At 40.4% G+C, this 23052-nt stretch carries 26 protein-coding genes; 14 read left to right on the top strand and 12 right to left on the bottom strand.

Annotated elements, in window-relative coordinates; all coding sequences use genetic code 11:
• Positions 1–18: 18 nt before the first annotated feature.
• The 6 genes from NDN11_RS06580 to cyoE all read left to right on the top strand — a co-directional run bounded on the left by NDN11_RS06580 (position 19) and on the right by cyoE (position 5982).
• Positions 19–789, top strand: coding sequence for an RDD family protein (locus NDN11_RS06580; protein ID WP_251111143.1), 771 nt, complete (start codon positions 19–21; stop codon positions 787–789).
• A gap of 299 nt (positions 790–1088) precedes the next feature.
• On the top strand, positions 1089–2144 hold the full coding sequence (cyoA, locus tag NDN11_RS06575) for a ubiquinol oxidase subunit II (RefSeq protein WP_167248331.1): 1056 nt from the start codon (positions 1089–1091) through the stop codon (positions 2142–2144).
• A 3-nt stretch (positions 2145–2147) separates the two neighbouring features.
• Positions 2148–4139 (top strand): cytochrome o ubiquinol oxidase subunit I, encoded by a 1992-nt coding sequence (gene cyoB / locus NDN11_RS06570; protein WP_167248330.1) that lies wholly within the window; start codon positions 2148–2150, stop codon positions 4137–4139.
• 4 nt (positions 4140–4143) lie between these two features.
• Complete coding sequence (gene cyoC, locus NDN11_RS06565; protein WP_004806016.1) at positions 4144–4764, top strand: cytochrome o ubiquinol oxidase subunit III; 621 nt, start codon at positions 4144–4146, stop codon at positions 4762–4764.
• Positions 4764–5093, top strand: a complete 330-nt coding sequence (locus NDN11_RS06560; protein ID WP_004806013.1) for a cytochrome o ubiquinol oxidase subunit IV — start codon at positions 4764–4766, stop codon at positions 5091–5093. The genes cyoC and NDN11_RS06560 overlap by 1 nt, the downstream gene beginning before the upstream one ends.
• A 10-nt stretch (positions 5094–5103) precedes the next feature.
• A complete protein-coding gene (gene cyoE, locus NDN11_RS06555; protein ID WP_251111142.1) occupies positions 5104–5982 on the top strand; it encodes a heme o synthase in 879 nt (292 codons plus the stop codon).
• Positions 5983–6142: 160 nt separating this feature from the next.
• Here the strand turns inward: cyoE and NDN11_RS06550 are convergent, their stop codons facing one another.
• Positions 6143–6637, bottom strand: a complete 495-nt coding sequence (locus NDN11_RS06550) for a hypothetical protein (RefSeq protein WP_251111141.1) — start codon at positions 6635–6637, stop codon at positions 6143–6145.
• Between the two features lie 175 nt (positions 6638–6812).
• Between NDN11_RS06550 and rpsF the strand changes: the two genes are divergently transcribed.
• From rpsF to rplI, 3 genes are read left to right on the top strand one after another with little or no spacing between them, the layout of a single operon-like run.
• Positions 6813–7196 (top strand): 30S ribosomal protein S6, encoded by a 384-nt coding sequence (gene rpsF / locus NDN11_RS06545; RefSeq protein ID WP_167248327.1) that lies wholly within the window; start codon positions 6813–6815, stop codon positions 7194–7196.
• A gap of 11 nt (positions 7197–7207) precedes the next feature.
• On the top strand, positions 7208–7435 hold the full coding sequence (gene rpsR, locus NDN11_RS06540; RefSeq protein ID WP_000090661.1) for a 30S ribosomal protein S18: 228 nt from the start codon (positions 7208–7210) through the stop codon (positions 7433–7435).
• 12 nt (positions 7436–7447) lie between these two features.
• Positions 7448–7894, top strand: a complete 447-nt coding sequence (gene rplI / locus NDN11_RS06535) for a 50S ribosomal protein L9 (protein ID WP_004654410.1) — start codon at positions 7448–7450, stop codon at positions 7892–7894.
• Positions 7895–7985: 91 nt separating this feature from the next.
• Here the strand turns inward: rplI and NDN11_RS06530 are convergent, their stop codons facing one another.
• Positions 7986–8540 (bottom strand): NAD(P)H-dependent oxidoreductase, encoded by a 555-nt coding sequence (locus tag NDN11_RS06530; RefSeq protein WP_251111140.1) that lies wholly within the window; start codon positions 8538–8540, stop codon positions 7986–7988.
• Between the two features lie 134 nt (positions 8541–8674).
• Here NDN11_RS06530 and NDN11_RS06525 point away from each other — a divergent pair, with 134 nt between their 5' ends.
• The 4 genes from NDN11_RS06525 to NDN11_RS06510 all read left to right on the top strand — a co-directional run bounded on the left by NDN11_RS06525 (position 8675) and on the right by NDN11_RS06510 (position 12242).
• Positions 8675–9010, top strand: coding sequence for a winged helix-turn-helix transcriptional regulator (locus tag NDN11_RS06525; RefSeq protein WP_167248325.1), 336 nt, complete (start codon positions 8675–8677; stop codon positions 9008–9010).
• Between the two features lie 120 nt (positions 9011–9130).
• Positions 9131–10576, top strand: a complete 1446-nt coding sequence (dnaB, locus tag NDN11_RS06520) for a replicative DNA helicase (RefSeq protein WP_005204716.1) — start codon at positions 9131–9133, stop codon at positions 10574–10576.
• 60 nt (positions 10577–10636) lie between these two features.
• The gene (gene alr, locus NDN11_RS06515; RefSeq protein WP_251111139.1) at positions 10637–11710 is read left to right on the top strand and encodes an alanine racemase; all 1074 of its coding nucleotides are present in this window, start codon (positions 10637–10639) and stop codon (positions 11708–11710) included.
• Between the two features lie 61 nt (positions 11711–11771).
• The gene (locus NDN11_RS06510) at positions 11772–12242 is read left to right on the top strand and encodes a DoxX family protein (protein WP_167248323.1); all 471 of its coding nucleotides are present in this window, start codon (positions 11772–11774) and stop codon (positions 12240–12242) included.
• A 51-nt stretch (positions 12243–12293) separates the two neighbouring features.
• Here NDN11_RS06510 and NDN11_RS06505 read toward each other — a convergent pair whose 3' ends face one another.
• The 4 genes from NDN11_RS06505 to NDN11_RS06490 form a co-directional block, all read right to left on the bottom strand.
• Entirely contained in the window at positions 12294–13028 is a 735-nt protein-coding gene (locus NDN11_RS06505; protein ID WP_251111138.1) for a proteasome-type protease, read from the bottom strand.
• 16 nt (positions 13029–13044) lie between these two features.
• On the bottom strand, positions 13045–13824 hold the full coding sequence (locus NDN11_RS06500; RefSeq protein ID WP_251111137.1) for a transglutaminase family protein: 780 nt from the start codon (positions 13822–13824) through the stop codon (positions 13045–13047).
• The gene (locus NDN11_RS06495; protein ID WP_251111136.1) at positions 13821–14423 is read right to left on the bottom strand and encodes an alpha-E domain-containing protein; all 603 of its coding nucleotides are present in this window, start codon (positions 14421–14423) and stop codon (positions 13821–13823) included. The genes NDN11_RS06500 and NDN11_RS06495 overlap by 4 nt, the downstream gene beginning before the upstream one ends.
• A 72-nt stretch (positions 14424–14495) precedes the next feature.
• Positions 14496–16046, bottom strand: coding sequence for a circularly permuted type 2 ATP-grasp protein (locus tag NDN11_RS06490; RefSeq protein ID WP_167248319.1), 1551 nt, complete (start codon positions 16044–16046; stop codon positions 14496–14498).
• Positions 16047–16258: 212 nt separating this feature from the next.
• On the opposite strand from NDN11_RS06490, the gene NDN11_RS06485 reads away from it, so the two are divergent.
• Positions 16259–17269: a helix-turn-helix transcriptional regulator gene (locus tag NDN11_RS06485; protein WP_251111135.1), complete on the top strand. Its 1011-nt coding sequence runs from the start codon at positions 16259–16261 to the stop codon at positions 17267–17269.
• A gap of 325 nt (positions 17270–17594) precedes the next feature.
• On the opposite strand, the gene NDN11_RS06480 is transcribed toward NDN11_RS06485, so the two are convergent.
• From NDN11_RS06480 to NDN11_RS06455, 6 genes are all read right to left on the bottom strand, one after another.
• Entirely contained in the window at positions 17595–17912 is a 318-nt protein-coding gene (locus NDN11_RS06480) for a putative quinol monooxygenase (RefSeq protein ID WP_167248317.1), read from the bottom strand.
• A 77-nt stretch (positions 17913–17989) separates the two neighbouring features.
• Positions 17990–19309: an adenylosuccinate synthase gene (locus NDN11_RS06475; protein WP_251111134.1), complete on the bottom strand. Its 1320-nt coding sequence runs from the start codon at positions 19307–19309 to the stop codon at positions 17990–17992.
• A gap of 56 nt (positions 19310–19365) precedes the next feature.
• Positions 19366–20532 (bottom strand): ATP phosphoribosyltransferase regulatory subunit, encoded by a 1167-nt coding sequence (locus NDN11_RS06470; RefSeq protein WP_251111133.1) that lies wholly within the window; start codon positions 20530–20532, stop codon positions 19366–19368.
• 416 nt (positions 20533–20948) lie between these two features.
• Entirely contained in the window at positions 20949–21452 is a 504-nt protein-coding gene (locus NDN11_RS06465) for a GNAT family N-acetyltransferase (protein ID WP_251111132.1), read from the bottom strand.
• 68 nt (positions 21453–21520) lie between these two features.
• Positions 21521–21832: a hypothetical protein gene (locus tag NDN11_RS06460; protein ID WP_251111131.1), complete on the bottom strand. Its 312-nt coding sequence runs from the start codon at positions 21830–21832 to the stop codon at positions 21521–21523.
• Positions 21833–21870: 38 nt separating this feature from the next.
• Positions 21871–22896, bottom strand: coding sequence for a type I glyceraldehyde-3-phosphate dehydrogenase (locus tag NDN11_RS06455; protein ID WP_251111130.1), 1026 nt, complete (start codon positions 22894–22896; stop codon positions 21871–21873).
• Positions 22897–23052: the final 156 nt, after the last annotated feature.

Raw genomic sequence — 23052 nt, 5'->3', positions numbered from 1 at the left:
AATTGAGATTTTAAAATTATGCAAATTTACTTGGCTCGTAACAATCAACAAGCAGGACCTTATAATTTAGAACAAGTGAACCAAATGCTTGCCAGTCAACAAGTTTTATTGACAGATTTGGCTTGGCACGAAGGCATGGCCGAATGGAAAACACTTGGCGAATTGACACAAGGTAAACTTGTCTACGAACCTGTAGGTTACTCTCCTTTTAGTTCTCAAATTAAAACTGAAACGAACGAACCAACTTACACAATCAAAGTTGAGCGAAAAGCATCGGACTTGGCTTCTATTCCTTCGCGTTTTTTTGCAAAAGTGATTGATATATTTTTATGGCTCCCTGCAACATTTATTCTTACAAGCTTTTTTACGCCTGAACAAGCACAAAAGTTCACCCAACTCAATGAACAGCTATTCCAGCTCATGGCAGATCGTTCATCAGACATTGCTTTAGCTCAAAAAGTTCAGGAAGAAATATTGACGATTGTTCCCTCCCATGCGTGGATGGCAATGTGTGCCTATATTATTATCATGCTTATGATACAAGCTTTTTTGATTGGAAAATCAGGTCAGAGTATTGGCAAGAAATTAACCAAAATCAAAATCGTCGATGCTGAAACGTCTGAACCAGTCAGTACAGTTCGGGGCTTTTGGTTGAGAAGCATTGTTTTTATTATTTTAAATATAATTACGGTTCCATTGATTTCTGTTTTGGAATCTTTGTTTGCTTTTGGGAAAAAAAGACAAACTTTGCACGATAAATTGGCAAAAACCAAGGTCATTAAGCAGTAATCACAAATCGATAAACAAAAGAGGATTTATTCCTCTTTTTTTATGTATTAAGCTGATATCTATATAAAAAGCACAGATGCAAATAACAATCCCTACAAAATAAATCGGGTTTTAAAACAAGTATTTCACACGACTTTATGAGTAGCTTAGTTTTTCAATATAAGGCATAATGCCCAACAACGTTGCGGTGTCGCGTGATTGCTAAGCATTTTTTAACCAATCCTTATCAATCACGCGACACTTTAATCGCTATCCCATAATTTTAATTAGGGAATGGGACTCTTCACCGAGGTTGTAAAATGAGACAAACGATTTTAGCTGTATTGTCTTTATCAACGATGGCTGCGCTCTTGACTGGGTGCGGTGGTGATATGGTACTTCTAAACAATAAAGGTCCAGTTGGTCAAGGTCAAAGTAACCTGATGATGACTGCGATCTATTTAATGCTATTGGTGGTGATTCCATCAATCGTTATGGCATTATGGTTTGGTTGGAAATATCGCGCATCGAATAAAGATGCAGACTATAAACCTACTTGGGCACACTCAACGACAATTGAGATCGTTGTATGGGGTGTACCTGTCATTATTATTGGTATTTTAGCTTGGTTAACTTGGTGGGGTTCCCACAAGTACGACCCTTACCGTCCGTTAGAATCAGATAAAGCACCATTGACTATTCAAGCTGTCGCTGAACAGTTCAAATGGATTTTTATCTATCCTGAGCAAAACATTGCAACGGTAAACGAAGTACGCTTCCCAGAACAAACACCAATAAGCTTTAAGATCACTTCTAACTTCACAATGAACTCATTCTTCATTCCACAGTTAGGCGGCCAGATCTATGCAATGGCTGGTATGCAGACTCACCTTCACCTATTAGCAGACGAACCAGGTATCTTCCGTGGTTTCTCAGCAAACTATTCAGGTTACGGTTTCTCACAAATGCGCTTTAAAGCACATAGCGTGACTGAGCCAGAATTTGCACAATGGGTAGAAGCAGTGAAAGCTGGCAATGGTACAAGTATCAACCCTGAAGCAATTCAAAAAGGCACACTTGACCAAGCTGAGTTAGCAACACTTAAAGATGGTGATCGTTCTAAACACCAGATCGAGCATTTAGTGAATCGTGCTAAAGCTGCTGGTGATGAAGAAGCACTTGCTAAAGCTGAAGCGATGAAACCGTTCCCGACTAAGCCACACCCAGTGACTTATTACTCATCAGTTGAGCCAAAATTGTTTGAAACAATCATCAACCACTACATGAGTAACTATCACGGTGCTGACCATTCTGCTGGACATGATGCAACAGCAGAAACTCATGCTGCAGCAGAACACGCTGCTCAAGGGGAATAAGACATGGATATGATTTTTGGTAAATTAGGGTGGGATTCTATCCCAACTGAACCCCTTGTACTTGTCACCATGGTCTTTATGGCACTTGGTGCAATTGCTGTATTGGGCGGTATCACCTATTTCAAGAAATGGGGATATTTGTGGAACGAATGGTTTATCACTGTAGACCATAAAAAGATTGGTATCATGTATATCATCGTATCTGTAGTCATGCTGTTGCGTGGTTTCGCCGATGCGATCATGATGCGTCTACAACTTTTCCTCGCGAAAGGCGGCGGCGAAGGTTACTTACACCCTGACCACTATGACCAGATTTTCACCGCACACGGTGTAATCATGATCTTCTTCGTAGCAATGGGTCTCGTTGTAGGTATGATGAACATCTCTGTACCTTTACAGATTGGTGCTCGTGACGTTGCTTTCCCATTATTAAACTCTTTAAGCTTCTGGTTATTCGCTGGTGCTGCTGGTTTAATGATGCTTTCACTTGTATTAGGTGAATTTGCTGCGACTGGTTGGATGGCTTACCCTCCTCTATCTGGCATTCAATATTCTCCTGGTGTGGGTGTTGACTACTATATCTGGGCACTTCAGGTTTCTGGTCTAGGTACGCTTTTATCTGGTGTTAACTTCTTTGTTACCATCATCAAAATGCGTGCACCTGGCATGAAATTAATGGATATGCCAATTTTCACGTGGACTTCACTTTGTACGGCTGTATTAATCATTGCATCATTCCCTGTATTAACAGGTACGCTTGCAATGCTTACTTTAGACCGTTACTTCGGCTTCCATTTCTTCACAAATGAGCTTGGCGGTAGCCCAATGCTTTATGTGAACTTGATCTGGACATGGGGTCACCCTGAAGTATATATCTTGGTATTACCAGCATTTGGTTTATACTCAGAAATCGTTGCAACCTTCTCTCGTAAAGCGTTGTTCGGTTATAAGTCTATGGTGTATGCGACGATTGCGATTACTGTACTTGCATTCGTTGTATGGCTTCACCACTTCTTCACCATGGGTGCTGGTGCGAACGTGAATGCGTTCTTCGGTATCATGACCATGGTTATTGCGATTCCTACAGGTGTGAAAATCTTCTCTTGGTTATTCACAATGTATAAAGGTCGCATCACCTATACAACACCTATGTTATGGACGCTTGGCTTCCTTGTAACATTCGGTATCGGTGGTTTAACTGGTGTACTTATGGCTGTTCCACCTGCGGACTTCCTTGTACACAACTCATTATTCTTGATCGCTCACTTCCATAACGTAATTATCGGTGGTGTGGTGTTTGGTATGTTTGCCGGCATCATCTTCTACTGGCCGAAAATGTTTGGTTGGAAGCTCAACGAAGCATGGGGTAAAGCTGCGTTCTGGTTCTGGTTCATCGGTTTCTATTTTGCATTCATGCCACTTTATATCCTTGGTTTCATGGGTATGACGCGTCGTTTGAATACATATGACAACCCTGAGTGGGATCCATACTTGGCAATTGCATTGTTTGGTGCTGTTCTTATCGCGATCGGTATTGCATGTTTCTTAATGCAAATCATCGTTGGTTTCTTACAACGTAAGGACAACATGGACCATACAGGCGATCCATGGGATAGCCGTACCCTTGAATGGGCAACGTCATCTCCTGCTCCGTTCTATAACTTTGCGCATGAACCAGATGCTAGCGGTGTAGACCGTTTCTGGACTGACAAAGAAAATGGTGTAGCATACGCACGTAATACTAAATATGAAGACATCCACATGCCGACTGATCGTGCTGCTGGTTTTGTCATTGCAATGTTCATTACAATTCTTGGCTTTGCACTCATCTGGCATATTTGGTGGCTCGTTGTTGTTTCATTCGTTTCAGCTGTTGTTAGCTTGATCGTAAGCTCATTCACTAAGAATGTTGATTACTACGTTCCTGCTGCTGAAGTTGAGCGTATTGAAAACGAACGCTATGCTTTACTTGAAAAACACTTGAAGAAGGACTAAGGAAATGGCTGAAGTACTTCATCACGACAACCACGGCCACGATGGTCATCATGAACATGATGATACAGACTTAACGGTCTTTGGTTTCTGGACATACTTGATGAGTGACTTGATTCTTTTCGGATCACTCTTCATTGCGTTCGCTGTATTAAGCAGTCATATTCCACCAGGAACTCCAAGTGCATATGACCTGTTCCATGACTCATTAGGCTTCGTGTTAACTGAAACATTTGCCTTATTGATTTCATCGGTAACATTTGGTTTTGCTGTACTTGCATCTTATAAAAAGAATGTAAATCAAGTGATCACTTGGTTATTTGTTACATTCCTTTTTGGTGCATCGTTCATTGGAATGGAAATCTATGAGTTCCATCACCTTGTACACGAAGGCCATGGTCCAACTCACAGTGCATTCTTATCTGCATTCTTTACTTTGGTTGGTACACACGGTATCCACGTAACTTCAGGTTTAGTGTGGATGTTGGTATTAATCTACCAAATCAAAAAGAATGGTTTGACCTTACCGAATACACGTCGTCTTGCTTGCTTAAGCTTGTTCTGGCACTTCCTTGACATCGTTTGGATCTGTGTATTCAGCGTCGTTTACTTACTGGGAGTTCTCTAATGAGTAGTCATGACCATAATGCTGCAGGCGCGTCACACGGTAACTTTAAACAATACACGATTGGATTTATCCTTTCTGTCATCCTCACCATCATCCCTTTCGGGATGGTGATGGCTGGCGGTTTTAGTCGTGGCATTTTAGTTACAGTAATTGCAATTACTGCTGTTGCTCAGGTACTTGTACAACTTGTGTATTTCTTGCACATGAACACATCATCTGACCAACGTTGGAACCTTATTGCATTTATCTACACAATTTTATGTATCGCTGTACTCTTAGTCGGCTCTGTGTGGATTATGAATTACCTACACTACAACATGATGATCTAAACTGATTGTCATGTGGAAAAAGTACTTATTCCTGACTAAACCAGGAATTCTCTTCGGTAATTTTATTACCACCTTGGGCGGCTTCTTCTTAGCCGCCCAAGGCTCTATAGACTGCCTCTTATTATTACTCACCCTTCTCGGAACAACTTTAGTGGTTGCTTCTGGCTGTGTAGTCAATAACGTAATTGATCAAGACATCGATCAAAAAATGCAACGCACCATGAACCGCGCGCTTGTGACAAAGACCATTTCCCCTACTGTTGCCATGTGTTATGCATTGGTTTTAGGTGTGATTGGCTTTAGCATTCTCTGGTTCTATGTCAATGCTTATGCATTCTTGTTTGCTGTGATTGGTTTCGTGGTCTATGTCGGTTTTTATAGTTTGTGGAGCAAACGCACCACAATCCATCAAACCGTGATTGGTAGTATTTCTGGAGCGAGTCCACCTGTTATTGGTTATGTGGCTGTAAGTCATCAGTTCGATATGGCGGCGCTATTGATCTTTGTTGCATATGCTTTATGGCAAATGCCACATTCATGGGCGATCGCAATTTATCGTTTTGACGACTACAAAAATGCAGGCGTTCCTATTTTACCTGTAGCCCGCTCAATCCTTAGAACAAAAATTGAATCACTGATTTATGTGGTTTTATTTACTCTAGCGATGAATGCTTTATATGTATATGGATACACCAATATCATTTTCTTGGTCATCTGCAACATACTTTGCATTTACTGGTTCTACATTGCTATTTTAGGATTCAAGGCCAAAGATGATCAACTTTGGGCCAAACGCTTTTTCCTTTTCTCAGTAATCCTCATTACTGTTATCAGTTTAAGCTTTAGCTTCACCTTTAAAAGCCCTGCACCATTCTTCCCTATTTTTTAAAAAGATAGAGAATGCTCTATCTTTTTATGCTCTCCCAATTTTTATCATTTCGTGCAATAAAAACATTTAGTTCTTTATTGCCTAAATGAAACATCATAAATAGATCTTCAAAGCAATTTTTTGCTTCTTTAAAATAAGAAAATTCTTTGTTGACTTTCGCCTAACCAAAGAAAGTACTGTCTGGCTCAAAACGTCTAAAAAATTGATCAATATTATGTGGATATTTTTGATCTAAGTTTTGCCATAAACTTTTTGGTAACGGGATAAACTCCAAGGTATCAGCCCCATCAGAAGCCACACAAAAACGGATTTCATAATCTGGCTGCAAAATCTGATTGAGTGCTTTTAAAGTCGTATCTCGATCTGTACCCTCACCTTGATAAGGAATGATCAAAGCTTTATCTCGATAATAAAGGGTAATCATAAACCCTTGTGGATTATCTGCATTTTGTATCTCTGCAACTAAACTTCCCGTTTGCAAAATATTTTCACAATATTCAACAATCGCTTCATCCTCCTCACGCCAATCGACGATCATTAAGATTTGGTAAATATCACCATCATATTGCTCAAAAACTTCCGAATATGCCTCCTCTGTATTCAACTGCAAAATCGATTCAATTAAAGCAACAGTCTTTATAAATTGTGGTTCCATTGTTGTTTCCCTTTTTTATTTGAAAAATACAATCCAAAGACTATGGCAAATTTGCTTTATAGCGTCAATTTGCATATAATCCCCGCTTCGCAATTTGCGACATAGCTTTTAAAGCTATGACTCCTTGCTTCTAATTTTTTTAATTAGGGGCTGCTTAAACCGTAAGGAGCTGACAATGCGTCACTACGAAATCGTACTATTGGTACATCCAGACCAAAGCGATCAAGTTGTAGGTATGGTTGAACGCTATATCTCTCAGATCAAAGAAGCTGAAGGTCAAATTCACCGTTTAGAAGATTGGGGCCGCCGCCAATTGGCTTACCCGATTAACAAAATTCACAAAGCACACTACATTCTTATGAATGTTGAATGTGGTCAAACGACTCTTGATGAATTAGAAGAATTGTTCCGTTATAACGATGCAATTATTCGTAACATCATCATCCGTCGTGAAAACGCAATCACTGAAGAATCTTTACTTGCTAAGAGTGCTGAAGAAAAACGTGCGCGTAAAGCTCAACGTGAAGAAGCACAACAAGCAATTCAAGAAGCTGAATAAGGAGAACATCAATGGCACGTTTTTACCGTCGTCGCAAGTTCTGCCGCTTTACAGCTGAGAATGTTGCGTACATCGACTACAAAGATATCGACACATTAAAACAGTACATCACTGAAAACGGCAAGATTGTTCCTAGCCGTATTACAGGTACTAAAGCTCGTTATCAACGTCAATTAGCGTTAGCTATTAAACAAGCTCGCTATTTGTCTTTGATTCCGTACACTGACAACCATAAGTAAGTGAGGTGAGCTGTGGACGTTATCTTATTACAACGCATTAAAAACCTTGGTAAATTAGGCGACAAAGTATCAGTTAAAGCTGGTTACGGTCGTAACTTCTTGATCCCTCAAGGTAAAGCTGTAGCTGCAACAGAAGCAAACACTGCTGCTTTTGAAGCTCGTCGTGCTGAACTTGAGAAGCAAGAAGCTGAAGTATTAGCTGCTGCGAACGCACGTGCTGAACAATTGAACGAAGTTAACATCGTGATCACTGCTAAAGCTGGTGACGAAGGTAAACTCTTCGGTTCAATCGGTACTCGTGACATCGCTGATGCTTTAACTAATGCTGGTCTTGTTGTAGACCGTGCAGAAGTTCGTTTACCAAACGGTGCGCTTCGTCACACTGGTGAATTCAACATCGCAATCCAATTGCACCATGATGTTGTTGCTGAAGTTCTCGTTACTATCGTATCTGAGTAATTTCTGCAAAAAAAAAGAGCATGTTTTACATGCTCTTTTTTTTATGTCTATTATTTTTTTTCTTAAATCACCCTATTTATTGAAAATGCAGTTAATGCATCTCTAATAAATATTTCACATAATTCACTGCACTCTGATTGATTTCATTCCCAGTAGGTTGAACCTCTCCTTCTTCCGGATTGGTATCCATTCCATAAAAAGCATACATTGGTTGGTAATCCGCCTTTATATAACGGGCTGTCAATTCAAATGGTAAACACAATTCTTTTAAACTAAATTGATATCGTCCATCAGTTGAATAGTCTTTCTCTTTGATCCCCGCTGAGACCGCAAGCGTTATTTTCTTGTCTTTTAATTGATGACCTGCGGAGCCATAAGCCCAACCATAGGTCAGTACATCATCCAACCATTGTTTTAATAATGGTGGGCAATTAAACCAATAAATCGGAAATTGAAAGACCAAATTTTGATGTGCTTCAACCAATGCTTGTTCTCTTGCCACATCAATATGACCGTCGGGATAATTTTGATAAAGTTCATGGATGGTGAATTCATCTGGATATTGAGCTAATTCCTCAATCCAGCGTTTGTTAATAACAGAATTATGAATATCAGGATGAGCAATAATCACGAGCGTTTTTTTCATTTCAAATCATCCCATCAGACATTTAAGTCGTTCAGTAATCGGCATGGAATTGATTATAAAAGTATGCTTTCAAGAATATAAGTACGGTCATTATGGTTATATACTAGACTAAAAGTTAGTGTTAGAAGAATGCTATGGAAATTTGTGCACCACCCCATATTGACTTAGAACAAACAGATTTTGGATATACACTGTCCCTGATCAATGGAAAATATAAAATGATTATCATGTATTGGCTTTATCAACATAAATCCATCATGCGATTCAATGAATTAAAACGTTCAATCGGTAACATCTCATTCAAAACCTTAAGCTTAACCTTGAAAGAAATGGAAAAAGATCAACTAATTATTCGCAAGGAATATCCACAAATCCCACCCAAAGTCGAATACAGTTTATCTGAACGAGGGCTATCATTAATTCCACTTTTAGACATGATGTGCCAATGGGGTGCATCCAATCGGCTCTAGCATTCAAACCACACTTTTTCACCACTTACACAATTTTCACTGAATTAAATTGTCCCGATGACCTCCATTTGGATTAAGATAGTCACTCGGTTTGGTTTCATCTTTTTATTAGGTCTTGTTATGTCACAGGCGAATGCCAATTTTACAAAAAATTCTCCAAATACAGAGAGTAAAGTGAGTGACTCAGGTCAACTAAAAGAATTTCGCACTCCACCGCATAACCTTGCAATTGAGCAAGCGGTATTGGCAGCGTTAATGACGGTTGCAGAATCATTTGAACAAGTCAGTGACTTACTCAAAGAAAATGATTTTTATGCGACACGTCACAAATATATTTATCGTGCCATTGAAAAACTGGCACAGGAAAACTCACCGTATGATGCTGTTTTGGTCAATGACTGGTTGCTCAAACAAAACCTGTTAGATGCAATTGGTGGTGAAGAATATCTGATGCAATTGATGGCAGACTCTCCATCAAGCTTCTACAACCTTGAAATTTATGCAAATAAAATCAAGGAGTTCTCAACTCTGCGTAACATGATCAAAATCAGCAGTGATATTTTACAAAATGCTTATGACACCAAAGGTCGTCCAGTCAGCGAAATTCTTGATTTAGCAGAAACCAGTATTTTCTCTTTGGCAGAACAGCACAATAACAATAAAAAAGATTCAGGTCCTAAATCAATCAGCTCAGTGACTGCAGATGTGATTACCAAGCTAGATGAGCTGTCTAAATTAGATGGCAACATTACTGGTTTAACCACAGGCTTCTTAGAGCTTGATAATAAAACATCAGGGATGCAAGCCGGAGATTTGATTATTGTTGCAGCACGTCCATCGATGGGTAAAACTACGTTCGCTATGAACTTGGTTGAAAGTGTACTGCAATATAACCGCTTACCTGCTCTCGTATTCTCGATGGAGATGCCAGCAGACTCGATTGCGATGCGTTTGATCTCAGCAATGGGTAAAGTCCATCAGGGGCATTTACGTTCGGGTAATCTGGATGCCGATGAATGGACCAAAGTCACTGGGACCATTCTTCAGCTACAAGAAATGCATCTTTATATCGATGATTCATCTGCCCTGCCACCTACCGAACTTCGTGCACGTGCACGTCGTGTGGCTAAAATGCATGATGGTAAGATCGGCTGTATCATGGTCGACTATTTACAGCTGATGAAAGTCCCGGGTATGGGCGATAACCGTGTCGGCGAGATCTCGGAAATTTCGCGAAGCTTGAAAGCTTTGGCCAAAGAAATGCAATGTCCTGTGATTGCACTGTCTCAGTTGAACCGTAGTTTGGAGAACCGACCAAACAAACGGCCTGTAATGTCAGACTTGCGTGAATCGGGTGCGATCGAGCAGGATGCCGACTTGATCATGTTCATTTACCGTGATGAAGTCTATAACAAAGAATCTAAAGAAGCAGGTACTGCTGAGATTATCATCGGTAAACAGCGTAACGGTCCAATTGGTAGCGTTCGTCTTGCCTTCGAAGGCCAATACACCCGTTTTAGTAACCTCTCGCCTGAGTTCTATGCTCAATATGAGGATGAGGAATAAACCCTTCGCGATCCAAATTGCATTATCTCGTTTCCTAGTCGACCCAAAGGAGAAATCAGGGTGCGCCAAGCAACAGTTTATATTGACAGTGCAGCACTGCAATATAATTTAAACCGTGTTAAACAACTTGCTCCACATTCAAAAATCGTCAGTATGGTCAAAGCCAATGCCTATGGACATGGAGTTAAAAACTGTTTAGCCGCCCTTGAGGCCACGGACGCTTTTGGTGTCGCCTGTCTGGAAGAAGCTTTGGAGATCAGGCAACTGGGATACACTCAGCCGATTACGCTCATTGAAGGCGTGTTTTCTGAAGATGAGATGCAACAGGTTATCGAACAGAAACTTGAATGTATCGTTCATCACAGCCAACAAGTCGAATGGTTAATTCAACATAAAGCTGCTTATAATGCGTTGGGCTTAAAGGTTTGGGTCAAACTAAATAGTGGCATGAACCGTTTAGGTTTCAAAGTCGATGAAATCATCGATATCATTCAACGCTTAAAAGCAGAAGGTTTTACCTGTGTACTTGCCATGCATTTTGCCAATGCTGATGTTGACCACCCTTTAAATGAGCAACAAAAGCAGCAATTCTTACAGGTCAAACAAGCCTGTGAACCGATCTTGGTGTCTTGCTGTAATTCTGCTGCAATTTATAAATACCCTGAATTGCATTTTGATTTTGTTCGTCCAGGTATCATGCTTTACGGTGCATCCCCATTTGCTGATAAAAATGTACATGAGCTCGATCTAAAGCCTGTCATGACCTTTAGTGCCGAAATCATCGCACTCAATCAGATTCAACAAGGTGAATTTGTCGGTTATGGTTCGACCTACTCAGCGTCATGTACGTCACAGATTGCCATTGTTTCGATTGGCTATGGCGATGGTTATCCACGTGCTTTTGTGAAGCAAAATTTTGTTGCCATTGATCAACAACTCGTTCCTGTAGTCGGTCGTGTCAGCATGGACATGATAGCCATTGATATCAGTCATGTTAACGCTGAAATCGGCACAAAAGTTGAACTTTGGGGTCAACATCGTTTAGTGGATGAGGTCGCGGCTGCCAATGGAACGATTGGCTATGAACTACTTTGCCGCCTCACCCAACGGCCCGTGCGACAGTTAGGTAACTAAACAATACTTGATCAACTTTTGGGTTTTATCTCTAATACAGTTTTAATAATTTAAGCCTCACATGTTAAAACTGATTTACGATAATCCGCTGTATAAAATGCCGATCCAACAATTCGTGCTCTTTGTGATCCGAATTTCGATCGGTATTTTTTTCTTTACTACAGGCTTCAATAAACTTTTCGTTGAAAAAAATAAACTGATTATGCTGGAAACAATCATCGATGCAGGCATTCCATTTCCAGCAATCATGAGTACTTTTGTTTCAGCGACTGAAATGCTTGCAGGTTTATTTCTGATTTTGGGGTTATTTACTCAGATCAGCAGTATTTTCTTGTTTATGATTTGCCTGACAGCACTATACACAGTCGGAATTCATACGATTCCAAATGGCTTAGATCCGATTAGCTGGCTCAGTTGGTTCTTTTATGTGCATGATCTGCTGTACATGTTTATTCTGGCCATCCTTATCACATCTCGACCAAGTATGTTGTCGTTAGATCGCATTCTCAGCAAAAATATAGCAACAGCTTAGTTACATCCCCCTAAAGCATCCATATATTCGCTTATGGGGGGCTAAGACAGGCTATAAACCATAATCTGTTGTTGGCTTTGGTAATTCTTGTAAACCACGGCGCAGCGTCTCGGACCACTGCCGACTAATCTGCGTAAAATACGGGTCATCCTCACCAATACGTTTACCTTCAGGAATAGTAAAACTGTCTTTATGGTAAACCAACGCATCTAAAGGTAAACCCACTGAAACATTAGAACGTAAAGTCGAATCAAAAGAAATCAACGAGCAACGTAATGCATCATCTAGCGGCGTGTCGTAGTGTAAAGCACGATCTAAAATAGGTTTACCGTACTTACTTTCACCAATTTGAAAATACGGTGTATCGGTGGTTGCACAAATAAAGTTCCCTTGTGGGTAAACATTATAAAGCTGCATTTCTTCGCCTTTAATCTGACCGCCAACCAAGATACTACATGAATAATTCATCTGTTCTTGAGTATCACTGGTAATGTCTTCAAGCACTTTACGTAAAGTTTTTCCAACCAACTCAGCCACTTCAAACATGGTATTGGCACTATACAAATTCGGCTCTTGGTGCAAAGCCAAAGCATTCTGCAAATGCCCAATCACGGCTTGAGTCGTCGCCAAATTACCCGCTGTTTGCAAAGCAATAAAACGTTCACCTTCAACACCAAAGGTATGCAACTTACGAAATACAGAAATATGATCGACCCCTGCATTGGTTCGGGTATCACTAATCAATACCAAACCCTGCTCTAATCTTAATGCGCAACAATAGGTCATCTTTCTCTCTTTACCTTCAACATGCCAAAACCTGCACCACAGACATCATACTTTCCACCCCACCTTGCTCACGAATACCTCGAACAGGTGCCACATCTAAATAATCACGTCCAACTGCAACGTATATATGATTTTGGGGTGTAAATATCTGGTTACTTACATCGAAACAATACCACTCATTATCCACAAAAACCTCTGCCCATGCATGACTGGCGAGGTGTGGCTGATTTTCATCGTAGATATAGCCCGAAACGTAACGTGCTGGTAATTGTAACGCACGGCACATGGCAATTAATATATGTGCGTGGTCTTGGCAAACCCCCTGACCCGCATAAAAAGCATCAATAGCTGAGGTCGTAACCGAGGTGCTTTCAGGTTGATATGGGACTTGCTGTAAGATTTTTTCAGATAAAACAATTAAATGTTGACGATCTTTTACCGTAACAATTGATTGTGCAAAATCTGTCATGGTCAGGTCACAACAGGTCATTGCTGTACGTTGTAAAAACAGCAATGATGAAACATCGGTTTCAACATAGCCTAACTCCGTCGCATGCAAATCCACCACACCTTGCGCCATGATGGTCAGATAACGATAATCATGACGTTGTGTTGCGGTAATCCATAAATTGTTAAATGCATCACGCTGACACGAATACTGCCCTGGTACACTGATATGCCAATTCTCAACACTCTGATGCCGTGAACTTTGCGGCATCATTTTGATGGATTGAACACTGTTCCGTGCAAGTTCGGTATAGCGATAATGCGTTTGGTGATTCACCATGAGTTTCATGAGGATGCCTCAAATTGATTTTCCAATTTATAGGTAAATGCATAAAACTGATTTAAATAAGGCTGATCTTTTAAGTCTTCCCAACATGGTTGCAAATCCTGCCATCCCATTTGAAATAACCGCTCAATGGTTGGATCAATCGAATCGAACACCGCATGTGTATTGTGTTGAAACCTAAAATAGGTATCTATTTTCTCAACGCATTGCCCAATATGAAAAAATAGAAAAATATCTTCTTGCTCTGTTTTTAAAATATTGCAACAGCTTTGTACCACTTCTTGAATCGCGAGCCCGTCTACTGCCACATTTTTGATCAAAAAATTGAGCTCAGCATAGGCCTGCGCTGTTAATAACCCCCTAAGCTCCTGAATATTGTCCCGCGCAATCTCAAGCTGACTCAATAAAGAATAAGGCTGCTGCCGATCTAACATAAATTGATTCAAGTTTTCTGCATCATCAATATGTAAACAAAGTGCCTGTGCAAATTCTGATGCCTGTTGATCATCAACAAAGAGTAAGTGTCCCGCCACATAACCAATACGGAATAAATAACGTCCTAACCAATAAATATGTTGAGCGCTTGAGCTAAGTAAAAGCATAAATCTCCTCCCTTTTCTTAATATTCAGTCACACAGCCCGCGTTGTTATCATCTTCAGGCTGTGGATATAGTTCAGGAACGTAATGTTTCAACCACCCATGTATCTTTAATTCCACCACCTTGAGAAGAGTTCACCACTAAAGAACCTGCTTGCATGGCAACACGTGTTAAGCCACCCGGCACAATTTCGGTGCGATAAGGTGAGCTGAGTACAAAAGGTCTTAAATCAATATGTCGCTCAGCAACCCCTTCCGCAGTCATGGTCGGAGCGACGGAAAGTGCCAAAGTCGGTTGTGCAATATATAAATGTGGCGTCTCAATCAGTTTCTGTCTGAAACAATCAATCTGCTGTTGATCTGCTTGAGGACCAATCAACATGCCATAACCACCTGAGCCTTGTGCTTCTTTCACCACTAATTTTTCTAAATTACTAAGCACATAATCCAGCTGTTCCGCTTCTCGACACTGATAAGTTGGCACATTATTCAAAATAGGTGCTTCACCTAAATAGAACTGAATCATCTGATCGACATAAGGATAAATCGACTTGTCATCTGCTACACCTGTGCCAGGCGCATTGGCAATCACAACATTGTGCTGTAAATATGCAGACATCAATCCAGGTACACCCAACGTGCTGTCAGGTCTAAAACTGAGTGGATCTAAGAATTCATCATCAACACGGCGATAGATGACGTCTACCTGCTGGCGGCCACGAATAGTTTTGACGAAAACCTTATCATCTTCTACATACAAATCTCGGCTGGTCACCAGTGGCACATCCATTTCACGCGCTAAAAATGAATGTTCATAATAAGCACTGTTAAAGCGCCCAGGTGTAAGCACCACAATTAATGGCTGATCAACATAAGCATTTTCTTCGAGAATTGCTCTTAACAGACTTGGATATTGCTCAATCCCCTGTAAATTATTACTGCTACACAGATCTGGCATCAATTTCTGGCTGATTTTGCGGCTTTCCAGCATATAAGATACGCCTGAAGGGGTTCGCAGGTTATCTTCCAACACAAAGAAATCGCCTTGCCCGTCACGAATGATATCAATACCACTAATTTGTGAATAAACCTTGCCTTTCAACTGGTGCTTTAACATATGCGGCTGGAACGCTTCGTGCGCAATCACTTGTTCTGCAGGAATCAAACCTTCTTTTAAAATATGCTGTCCATGATAAATATCATCTAGAAATAAATTTAATGCTTTGACTCGTTGTGCGCAGCCCGCTGCGATCTTTTCCCATTGCTTCTTTTCAATCACACGCGGTATCAAATCGTAAGGAATGGTACGCTCAGCACCCTCCTGATCACCGTAAACATTAAAAGTAATGCCTTGATAAAGGAAATGCTGTTTTGCTTGTACTTCTAGTGTTTTTAAATCATCTAGACTACGAATACTCAACCATTGTTCAATTTTTTTGGACGCTTCACCATTAAAGCTTTTGTCATCTAACATTTCATTGAAAAATTGTGATTTAAGTTGCTCAAATAAATTGGTGGTCACATTGAGCTGTGAAATAAATGTAGAGGTATCAACGGACGCCACTGGATTGGGTTCTGGTGCATAATAATCTGTGCTGATATGTAGGTTGTGTTCTTGTTCTGACATAGAAACCTCGTCTCATCATTTATTTATATCTAAAGGAAGCAATTTCAATGCCACTTATACAAAATGATCAATTTTCAACCAGACTTAGAATATTTAAGCAAAACTAGGGGCATTTCAGTCGTAAATACGTAATCTAGATAGGATGGACTTGATAATTAAGTATAGTTTTTTTATTGTGTCTGCTTTAGACCATTGAATTACGTATTTCGCTTATGTCATCCATACAAGAAAAAGAAACATCCAATAGCCTTTATCGCCAATGGCAAATCTTATCCCGCCTTTCGACTGGGAAATGGATGGGCACCCGCGAATTACAAGAAATATTAGAACGTGAAGGCATTGATATCAGTCTGCGTACCATTCAGCGTGATTTAAACCAAATTGCTCAGCGCTTCCCAATCGAGAGCAATAAGACCGTACCGCAAGGCTGGCGTTGGCGTTCAGATGCACCTATTCAAAGTTTGCCCCACATGACCAGCTCGCAAGCAGTTACGTTTATGATGGTCGAAGAGCATTTACGTCACTTGCTTCCACCAAGTTTATTAGAAGAAATGACACCTTGGTTTGATCTGGCCAAACGGAGCCTATCGACACAGAATAACGTTCGACAGTGGATTAATCGCGTCCGTATCGTGCCAGCGACACAACCATTGATTCCACCTATCGTCGACAAACATGCGCAACAAGCGATTTATGAAGGTTTATTACAAGACAAACAGATCGAATGTATTTATCGCGCCCGCACCCATCAAGGCGAAGATAAGACCTACATCCTCAATCCACTGGCTTTGGTTCAAAAAGGTGCAGTGATTTATTTAATCTGTACCCGAAACGATAAAACTGAAGTACAAACCTTCGCATTGCACCGCTTTAAAGCAGCAACTGTATTAGAAAGTCGTGCTTTGCACCCTGTGAACTTTGAAATTGATAATTATATCGAGTCAGGTGCTTTGGGCTTCCGTGTTGACTACAGCAAACCAACTGAACAAGTTCATTTAAAACTCACCATGACCGAGAGTACAGCCAAGAGTTTCTACGAAAGCCAGCTAAGTAAAGATCAAATCATTCAACATCTAGAAGAGAATATTGTCGAAGTCTCTGCAACAGTCCCATTCACCTCTCAACTGGTGTGGTGGCTCAGAAGTTTTGGTAAAAAAATGCTGAATATTGAACCCGCTGCCGTTTATAACGCTGTGAAAGAGATTGAAGAGCAAGCCGAATAAAAAAGAGAACCTTTCGGTTCTCTTCGATTTTTTATAAATCTTATTATCCAACACTCAGTATTATTTTTATTATTTAAATGTTCAAACCAACCTCTCTCCCCGCCTTGATCAAAATTGGTTTGTACCTTTTTAAGCGCTTTGATTTAAATTAACATCGGCACGCTAATTCATAGCCATTGTAGCGGATTCTCTTTTTAGTCATGGTTAAACCCTCTTTGTCTGAACGTAGAATCACTATAACGAGGATTTTTTAGACTGTGAAATAACAAAGATTGGAATCAAAATCTAATTTTTTGCTATCGCTGATCTTTGAGTCAAGATCAACTTATCCATCTTCTTTATCAGATAATAAAACTTCGAAGCGATGTAGATGCGTAAAACGCCCAGCCTGTATTTGATATTGATCAATCTGAGGCACTAATCGTTGGAAATGCTCTGACTGTACATGTAAATCCAGTGCTTCACGATCAACCCATTCTTCAATAAAAACAAAATGCCCTTTCTGTTTATGGTCATGATAAAGATCATAGGCAATACATCCGACTTCAGCTTTGGTTTTCTCTACCAGCTCTTGATAAAGCGCTAACACCTCATCAATTTTCTCTGGCTGGATATAGTCTTCAGCAATCAGTTTTAAAGTCATTTAAACTGCTTCTCCCTAAATATTTCCCATAAAAAAAGCTCTCAAATTCATGAGAGCTTTTTTGTCATCGATTCAGCTTATGCTGAAAATGGATGACGTAATACGATTGTTTCTGCACGGTCAGGGCCTGTTGAAACGATATCAATTGGGCAACCAATTAAAGTTTCAATACGACGTACATACGCCAATGCATTTGCAGGAAGTTGGTCAATTTGAGTCAAACCAACAGTAGACTCGCTCCAACCCGGCATTGTTTCATAGATCGGTTTCAAGCTTTCGAATGAAATCGCATCAGAAGAACCTGCACAGCCAGAATCTACATCTTCATAACCCACACAGATTTTTACTTCTTCCAAACCATCTAATACATCAAGTTTAGTTAAGCAAATACCCGATAATGAGTTCACATCAACCGAACGACGTAAAATCTCAGCATCAAACCAACCACAACGACGTTGACGGCCAGTAGACGCACCAAACTCATGACCAACTGTACCTAAGTGACGACCAATCGCATCACCTGTATCTGTTGCTGCATCGTAATGCAACTCAGTTGGGAACGGACCTGCACCTACACGTGTTGTATATGCTTTGGTAATACCCAATACATAGTCTAAATGCAATGGACCCATACCTGAACCAGAGCTTACGCCACCAGCAGTTGTATTTGAGCTGGTTACAAATGGATAGGTACCATGATCGATGTCAAGCAATGAACCTTGCGCACCTTCGAACATGATTGCCTTACCTTCTTTGCGGTAATTATGTAACACTGTTGTTACATCAATCACTAATGGACCAAGAACTTCGCGCCATGCATCACAAAGTGCAAGCACATCTTCAAACTTAACTTCTTCAACGCCATAGAATTGAGTAAGCTGGAAGTTATGCAGCTCAAGCATTTCCTTAAGTTTTTCTTCAAGCAAAGCACCACCACGAATCAAGTCTGCTACGCGTACAGCACGACGTGCAACTTTGTCTTCGTAAGCTGGGCCAATACCGCGACCAGTTGTACCAATTTTCGCGTTACCACGTTTTTTCTCACGTGCTTGGTCAAGCGCAATGTGGTTTGGCAAAATAAGTGGGCAGTTTGGAGAAATACGTAAACGCTCTTTAACAGGTACGCCTTCTTGTTCCAAAATCGCCATTTCTTTAATCAAGGCTTCAGGAGAAAGAACAACACCATTCCCGATTAAGCACAATACGTTTTCACGTAAAATACCTGATGGAATGAGGTGTAATACAGTCTTCTTACCACCTACCACAAGCGTATGACCTGCGTTGTGTCCGCCTTGGTAGCGAACTACCGCAGCCGCTTGATCTGTGAGCAGGTCGACGATTTTACCTTTGCCTTCGTCGCCCCATTGGGTACCAAGTACCACAACATTTTTGCCCATAATAGCCTCATTACATCATGCTGTTAAAATTGGAAACCAAGTCTTAAACTTGGCAATTAAATTTTTTCAATCACCCACTGCCCGTTTTGAGACACCAACTGATGGGTCGCATAAGGCACTGAGCTTAAATCATCATTACCCAACAACTGCACCACACGTGAACCTTTGTCACGTACATCTGCAATTGCATTTAATAAATCTTGATCATTGCCTTTCGGTGCAACCACAGTTTCAATTTCTACAAACTGTGTCGCGCCTAAAGCATATAAATCACAACTAAATCCAGTTGCTGGACGCGCACGTCCAAAATGCTCACCAATACCATCATAACGACCACCTTGAGCCAGTGGCGCGGCACGATTCGGTGCATAAATGGCGTACATCAAACCAGTATGGTAGTGATAACTACGCAACTCGACCACGTCGATGCCAATATTCAGGCCAGACCAACGTGATTGGATTTTCACCAATGTAGATTTCAATGCTTCTAATGCATTTTTGAAATCTGCATCATTTAAAATATCTTGGCTTAAATGCGTTTCTAGTGCATCGAGGTCACTTGCATAACGACCTAAAGCATAAAAATCCGCACCCATCGCTAAATCTTGAGTGAACTCTTCTAACTCTGGGAAAGCTTTACGCTGATATAAGTCAGAAAGTTCACTTTCAGTATTTTTATTTAAGCCAGCGCGTTTAACCAGACTACGGAATAAACCAACATGACCTAAATCTAAATGAGCGCCCTCTAAAGTATGAGTATGCTCAATTAACGCCAACATAACGTTGATCATTTCAACATCTGCTTCGATGCTGTCATGACCATACAACTCTGCACCTAACTGCAAAGGTGCACGGGTTGCATTGAAATTCTGTGGTTTGGTATGCAAGACTGAACCTGCATAGCAATAACGTGCGACACCTTCAATTGGTCGAACATGAGCATCTATACGCGCAACTTGCGGCGTCATATCCGCACGCACACCGAGTAAACGGCCAGAAAGTTGATCAATAACTTTGAAGGTAACTAAATCTAAATCTTGATTAGATTCTGAAAGTAGCGAGAGCGATTCGATGTATTCAATAAATGGCGTATACACCAATTGATAACCTCGAACTGCGAGGAAATCTAAAGCTTCTCGACGCAAGGTTTCAACAACTTGCGCTTGTTCTGGCAATACATCTGCTACCCCGTCAGGGAGCAACCATGTCTCTGAAATGGCCATGTTCCAAACCTAAAATCTGTTCAATGTGGAAGCATCCACACAAAAAGCAACCACATAAAAAAATCGGGTGAATGCCCGATTCAGCGTAGTGTAGCACGAAGATTTCTGTGATGCACCTTCGAATTTGAATAATTCTTTCGGATTTAAGAACCAACTGACTCAATCAAATAGGAAAAATTAACGAGTATATTCAATAGATTGAAACTACTCATTACTCGTATATACCCATGTTCTTACTTCAAAGAACTGCGCAACATCTGAACTATCGCCCTGCTTGCAATTGATCAAGTTTGATTTTTTATAGCATTGATTGCCTGGGCGTTACATGTAAGACTCCGGTTCCGAAATTACGAGCCTTTTAAGCAGCGATTATCCGAAATAAATGAAACGCCTGAAGGTCTTGTGCTTAGCCTTTATTAAAAAAACACACATTCCATTTTTTGATTTCTTTCACCTGAACTCAGGGCTAAAGACTCCCATTCAGGTATAAACACAAAATCGTGCCTAGCATATAAACAGACTGCTCGCTCATTTTCTGGAGATACGCTTAATACAATCCTAGAATGACCTTTAGAAATTGCTAAATTCTTAATTGCAGAAATCAGAAGATCGGCTATACCACGACCACGAAACATAGGGTTAACCCACATCGCGATCACATTAAATTCATGTACAGCGTTTTGAGTTGCGCCAACAATCCCAATTGCCCGATTCCCTTTAATTGCTAAAATATATTGATTTTGAAAATTTTGTGAGGCGCGGTCACGCCATTCAGACTCACTATATTTCTCCGCAGTGGCATAATTAACAGCGAAAACGTCTGGACTATCAAGCAGCGACTCTAAACGAACGGTTTTAAGGATTTTCCAATCCTCCTCGGTGATGAGACGAACCACCAATTCATCAAATTCTGGGCTCATTCAATACCTCGAACTTATCGTGAATCTGATTTTTTATAAAAGATTCCCAGAAATTAACTTAATATTTATTAAGTTCCTTTTCCGCCCTTTACTACAATTTCTAGCAAATTTACCATTTCAACATTTTGCTTTTCTAAAGCAGCGATATTTGCCACAGTCCGATCCAAAACTTCTTGTTGTACATGCATCTTCTTGGCAAGATCTTGCATGATTTCTAAACTCTTTTTCAGATGTAATTCTAGATGCACAACTTTTTCTTCAAGTTGCAAAACTTGAACATCTTGGTTTTGTACGTCTACATTTTTAAACTGAAACCAGAATAAAAAAACAACCGCTACCAATAAAACGATGAGAAAACCCCAAATCACTATCAATGTCATTCGCTGCTCCAAATTATTTTTTATATTTTATTAAAAAATTAATCACAAAAAGATTCGCACAAATCCAGTAAACGATTTGCATATCCCCATTCATTATCATACCACGCAAAAACTTTTGCTTGATGCCCCACTACCATGGTTTGAGTTAAATCTACAATGAGCGAATAAGGTGAATGATTAAAGTCACTTGAAACAAGGTCTTCATCTGTCACTTGCATGATTTGCGCATAATCGTACTGAGCTGCCTTCGTTAATACTTCATTGACTTTATGTACAGTAATTGGTGAATGCGAGACAAAAGTAAGATCAATTGCTGCAACATTTATGGTTGGTACGCGAATCGAATAACCATCAATACGATCTTCCATTTTTGGCATGACTTGTTTTAACGCACCCAAGGCACTCGATGTGGTTGGAATAATATTTTGCCCAGACGCTCGTGCACGACGTAAATCCCGATGCGCATGGTCCAAAACCGATTGATCTGCTGTGACCGCATGAATTTCTGTCATTAATGCGGTATCAATACCAAAGGCATCATCAATAATTTTGACCAACGGCACTAAGGCCTGTGTGGTACATGAGACACTGGAGATGATTTGATCTGTAGCCTTTACGTCATTGTGATTGACGCCATAGACAATCGCTGCATCGACAGAATCAAAAGGCGCAGCACCAATAATCACACGCTTCGCACCTGCCTCAACATGACGTGTGGCATCGGCACGTGAACGGAATAGCCCCGTACATTCAAGCACCACATCAATGTGTAAATCGGCCCAAGGCAATAATTCTGGCTGAGCCTGCTTAAAAACCTGTAGTTTTAACTGACGTTGATTGGACTGGATATTCAAAAAAATATGTTGATTTTCAATTTGAATTTCAACTTGACCTGCAAAACGACCATGTGTCGTATCGTACTTAAACAAATGCACCAAAGTTTGCACATCTGCAATGTCATTGATGGCAACGATTTCAAACTGAAACTGTTTTGGACTTTCAAACCATGCACGTAATACATTTCGACCAATTCGACCAAATCCATTGATAGCGATACGTTGCATGTAGGGTCCTTATTCATAAAAACATCATCTTTTCTATGCTATATGGTAAAACATCAGGCGCATCGTTGAATATAGATTTTTAGCTTAAACACAGTTTTATATGATATTGCTTGTAAAATCGTTGGTGAGGGGCGTATTTTCCGTTATAATTTAGCA

The organism is Acinetobacter sp. C26M (genome assembly GCF_023702675.1).
Taxonomy (GTDB): Bacteria; Pseudomonadota; Gammaproteobacteria; order Pseudomonadales; family Moraxellaceae; genus Acinetobacter.
Note: the sequence above shows the minus strand (reverse complement) of the source record. Positions and strands in the feature narration are given on the sequence as shown.